Raw genomic sequence first — 4,824 nt, forward strand, 5'->3', positions numbered from 1 at the left:
GGCTGGAGCCGCTTGTCCGCTATACCAGGCAATTCACCTTCGAGCCGGTCCTGCTCGAAAGCTGGGATATCAACGACGACGCCACCGAATACGTGCTGCATGTGCGCAAGGGCATCACGTGGAATAATGGCGATGCCTTCAACGCCGATGACGTCGCTCACAATCTGACCCGCTGGTGCGAGAAGAATGTCGCCGGCAATTCCATGGCCGCCCGGGTCGGCGCGCTGATCGACGCAAAGACCGGCAAGGCCAGGGATGGCGCGATCACCAAGGTCGACGACAATACGGTCAAGCTGAAGTTAAGCGAACCAGACATTTCGCTGATCCCGAATTTCACCGACTATCCGGCGCTCGTCGTCCATCGCAGCTTCGATGCCGACGGTGCCGATCCGATCAAGAAGCCGATCGGCACGGGACCGTTCGAACTGGTCTCCTACGATGTCGGCCAGAAGGCGGTCGTCAAGCGTCGTGAGAATGGCAAATGGTGGGGTGGTGAGGCGCCGCTCGACAGCGTCGAGTTCGTCGACTACGGCACCGATTTCAACGCCACCGTGAACGCGTTCGAATCCGGTGAGATCGACCTCAATTTCGAGTCGCCCGCCGACTTCATCGACATTCTCGACAAGATGGATCTGGTGAAATCGGAGGTGGCGACGGCGACGACGCTGGTTGCCCGCACCAACATCACCCACAAGCCCTATGACGACAAGCGGGTGCGCAACGCCCTGCAAATGGCCGTCGACAACAATGCGGTCCTCGAACTCGGTTATGCCGGGCGAGGCACCCCTGGTGAAAACCACCACGTCGCCCCGATCCATCCGGAATACTATGCGCTGCCCAATAAGACACGCGACGCCGCCGGCGCCAAGAAGCTGATGGCGGAAGCCGGACAGGCCGACTTCGAGCATGAGCTGATCACCATCGAGGACGATTGGCAGAAGAATACCGGCGACGCCATTGCCGGCCAGTTGCGCGATGCCGGGATCAAGGTGAAGCGCACGGTGCTGCCGGGTTCGACCTTCTGGAACGACTGGACGAAATATCCCTATTCGATGACGATCTGGTACATGCGCCCGCTTGGCGTGCAGGTGCTGGCGCTCGGCTATCGCACCGGCGAGGCCTGGAATGAATCGGCATATTCCAACCCCGATTTCGATGCCAAGCTCAAGCAGGCGCTTTCGCTCATCGACGTGGAGAAACGACGCGAGGTCATGAAGGATGTCGAGCAGATCCTGCAGGATTCGGGCGTCATTATTCAGCCCTTCTGGCAGAAGCTCTACAGCCACATGAGCAAGAAGGTGAAGAACTATGGTGTCCACCAGACATTCGAGATGGACCTTCAGAACGTCTGGCTGGACGGCTGAAACAAGGTGCTGCAGGACTTCATGAGCCGCAAAAAAGCCGATATGCAGGATACGTGGTGTTGATAGGCTCAAGCCGTCAAAAGCCGGAGATTCTGCATGCGACTGACAGTGATCGTTGCCGCCCTTTCGATAGCCCTGCCGGCCGGAGCCGTCGCCGGACCGGCGTCCGACGCGGTGAAGTTCTTCTATGCCCCGGCGGTCAAGTTCGAGGCCGACGAACAATATCGGGACCGGTTCACCGAACCGGTGACGAAACTGTTCGAGCTGAACGACCAGGCAACGAAAAAGAACCCGGACCAGGTCGCCTGCATCGATTTCGATCCTGGTCTCGACGCTCAGGATTTCGATCAGAAAACCGTCTCGAAAACGCTGAAACTGTCTGAGAAGCAGGATGGCGACAACGCACAGGTCACGGCATCCTTCAGCCTGTTTCCGGAAGGCGATGATTCCAAACGTGAAATGCTCTGGTCGCTCAAGAAGATCGACGGCAAGTGGAAGATATCGGACATCGCTTCCAAAACCAGCGACTGGACGCTCAGCGCGCTGGAATGCATGGCCGGCCAGACGCCGGAGTGAAGCGATGGCCCACGGCCGGTTCGTGGCACTGTCGGGTGTGTGCCTGCTGGCGGCTCTGAGCGGCGCCGCCGCGCAAGGCTTGTTGGGTGCGCCGCCGGCAAACGCCCCGGCCGACACCCAGCCGAGCGACAGCGCTGCACCGCCCGCAAATGCGCCGGGCGGAGCGGCAGAACCGGCCACGCCGCCGGTTGGATGGTCGCCGGCCGAAGCCGCGCCCGCCGCACCGATCCAGCCGGGCTCGCCGACCGCCGTGGTGCGGCCGTTTTACGGTCAGGTCGGGCTGGAGATCGATCCGGCCGAGCGAAGCCATTTCATCGATCCGGCCAAAACCGTGCTCGACAAGAGCGACGCCTTGCGCAAATCCGGGCAGGGCGAGTGCCTCGACCCCAACATGGCGCTCGACAATGCCGATTACGACAAGGCCGAGATAGACAAGAGCCTGAAGACGCTCGAGGCGATCAACGGTGACCAGGCCAAGGTCATCGTCGCCTTCGTCATATCGGGCAACCCGCACCGGCTGGAATGGAAATTCAAGAAGGTCGATGGCGACTGGAAGATCACGGACCTGTTGTCGGTGACCGGCGAATGGGCACTCAGCCAATATCAGTGCGAATGATGGGCGAGCTCAACCCCGCCCGCGATAGGGCGCCACCCCGGTGTCGGGGAGCCAGGCGCCTTCCGGCGGAGCGCCGGTTTGCCAGAACACATCGATCGGAATGCCGCCGCGTGGATACCAATAGCCGCCTATGCGCAACCACAGCGGCTTGGTTGCCGCCACGATGCGGCGGCCGATCATGACGGTGCAGTCTTCATGGAAGGCGCCATGGTTGCGAAACGAGGTCATGAACAGCTTGAGCGACTTCGATTCCACCAGAGCCGCATCGGGTGCGTAGTCGATGACGATATGGGCGAAGTCCGGTTGGCCGGTGACCGGGCACAGCGAGGTGAATTCCGGGCAGGTGAAGCGCACGATCGCCGGCGGCCCGTCGCCGCGCGAAAACGGTACGGTCTCCAGGACCGCTGCTTCGGGGCTTTGTGGCGTCTCGACGTGCGCACCGAGCTGGGTGAGAGTTTTGGTGTCGATCATGGGCCCAATCCTTGTCGCATGCGCCCGGAGTGCGTGCGGGACGACATGCTTGAAAACGAATTTTGCCGCTCATTAGCACAATTTGAAACCGCAGGAAGACGATGACCTCCAACGATCCGCTTCTCCAGCCCTACCAGCTCAAACATCTGACGCTGAAGAACCGGGTCATGTCGACCAGCCATGAGCCGGCCTATTCCGAGGACGGCATGCCGAAAGAGCGCTACCGGCTCTACCATGCCGAGAAGGCTAGGGGAGGCATGGCGCTGACCATGACCGCCGGCTCGGCGATCGTCTCGCGCGACAGCCCGGCCGCTTTCGGCAATCTGCATGTCTATGACGACAGGATCGTGCCGTGGCTGGCCGAGCTCGCCGATGCCTGCCACGAGCACGACTGCAAGGTGATGATCCAGATCACCCATCTCGGCCGCCGTACCGGCTGGAACAAGGCCGACTGGCTGCCGGTACTCTCGGCCTCGCCGGTGCGTGAGCCGGCGCATCGCGCATTCCCGAAAACCATCGAGGACTGGGACATCGAGCGCATCGTCGCCGACTATGCTTCGGCCGCCCAGCGCTGTCAGGCCGCCGGCCTGGACGGCATCGAGTTCGAATCCTACGGCCATCTGATGGACGGCTTCTGGTCGCCGGCCACCAACCATCGCGACGACGAATTCGGCGGCTCGCTCGACAACCGCCTGCGCTTCACCAACATGGTGCTTGATGCCGTGCGTGCGTCGGTCGGCGAGAAATTCGTCGTCGGCATCCGCATGGTCGCTGACGAAGATTTCGAAAAAGGCCTGTCCAAACAGGAGGGCATCGAGATCGCCGGGCGGCTGGCCAATTCCGGCAAGGTCGATTTCCTCAACATCATCCGCGGCTCGATCGAAAGCGACGCGGCGCTGACCAAGGTCATACCGGTGGCCGGTATGCGCTCGTCGCCGCATCTCGATTTCGCCGGAGAGGTGAGGGCGGCGACGAAATTCCCGACCTTCCACGCGGCGCGCATATCCGACGTGGCCACCGCACGCCACGCCATTGCCACCGGCAAGCTCGACATGGTCGGCATGACCCGCGCCCATATCGCCGATCCGCACATCATCAAAAAGGTGATGGAGGGCCGCGAGCATGAGATCCGCCCGTGCGTGGGCGCCACCTATTGTCTCGACCGCATTTATGAGGGCGGCGAAGCGCTTTGCGTCCACAATGCCGCGACTGGCCGCGAGGCCGAAATCCCGCATATCATCGTCAAGACCGAAGGACCGAAGCAGAAAATCGTGGTCATCGGAGCCGGCGCCGGCGGGCTGGAGGTTGCGCGGGTCGCAGCCGAGCGCGGCCACAAGGTGACGGTGCTTGAAGCATCGAGCCAGGCCGGCGGCCAAATTCGACTGGCGACGCAGAACCCGCGCCGCAAGGAGCTGATCGGCATCATCGACTGGCGGCTGGCCGAACTCGCCCGGCTCGGCGTCGAGATCCGCTACGACACCTGGGCGGAGAAGGACGATGTTCTGGCGCTGTCACCCGACGTGGTGGTGGTCGCCACCGGGGGCCTGCCGCAGAACCCGCCGCTGACGGCCGGCGACAATCTTGTCACCTCAAGCTGGGACATCATGGCCGGCAGCGTCAAGCCGGCCGAAAATGTACTGCTCTATGACGACAATGGCGGCCATCAGGGCATGGGCGCCGCCGAACTGATCGCCAATGCCGGCTCGAAACTCGAACTTGTCTCGCCCGAACGTTTCTTTGCCCCGGAAATGGGCGGCATGAACCATGTGCCGTATATGCGCGCCTTTCAGGAAAAGG

Annotated in this window: 5 protein-coding genes; 4 read left to right on the forward strand and 1 reads right to left on the reverse strand. The window is 62.1% G+C overall.

Going from position 1 to position 4,824, the window contains the following annotated elements:
* From EN991_RS23555 to EN991_RS23565, 3 genes are all read left to right on the forward strand, one after another.
* Positions 1-1,364 (forward strand): ABC transporter substrate-binding protein (locus EN991_RS23555; protein WP_164769331.1); only part of this gene is annotated, 1,364 nt, incomplete at its 5' end.
* A 96-nt stretch (positions 1,365-1,460) separates the two neighbouring features.
* Positions 1,461-1,940, forward strand: coding sequence for a DUF3828 domain-containing protein (locus EN991_RS23560; RefSeq protein WP_064994159.1), 480 nt, complete (start codon positions 1,461-1,463; stop codon positions 1,938-1,940).
* A gap of 4 nt (positions 1,941-1,944) precedes the next feature.
* On the forward strand, positions 1,945-2,556 hold the full coding sequence (locus tag EN991_RS23565) for a hypothetical protein (RefSeq protein WP_127369658.1): 612 nt from the start codon (positions 1,945-1,947) through the stop codon (positions 2,554-2,556).
* 9 nt (positions 2,557-2,565) lie between these two features.
* On the opposite strand, the gene queF is transcribed toward EN991_RS23565, so the two are convergent.
* Entirely contained in the window at positions 2,566-3,027 is a 462-nt protein-coding gene (gene queF, locus EN991_RS23570) for a preQ(1) synthase (RefSeq protein ID WP_010915503.1), read from the reverse strand.
* A gap of 101 nt (positions 3,028-3,128) precedes the next feature.
* Here queF and EN991_RS23575 point away from each other — a divergent pair.
* Positions 3,129-4,824, forward strand: a 1,696-nt coding sequence (locus tag EN991_RS23575; RefSeq protein WP_127369659.1) for an NADH:flavin oxidoreductase, incomplete at its 3' end; no start/stop codon positions are given.

Source organism: Mesorhizobium sp. M7A.F.Ca.US.005.03.2.1 (assembly GCF_003997795.1).
GTDB classification, from domain to species: Bacteria; Pseudomonadota; Alphaproteobacteria; order Rhizobiales; family Rhizobiaceae; genus Mesorhizobium; species Mesorhizobium ciceri.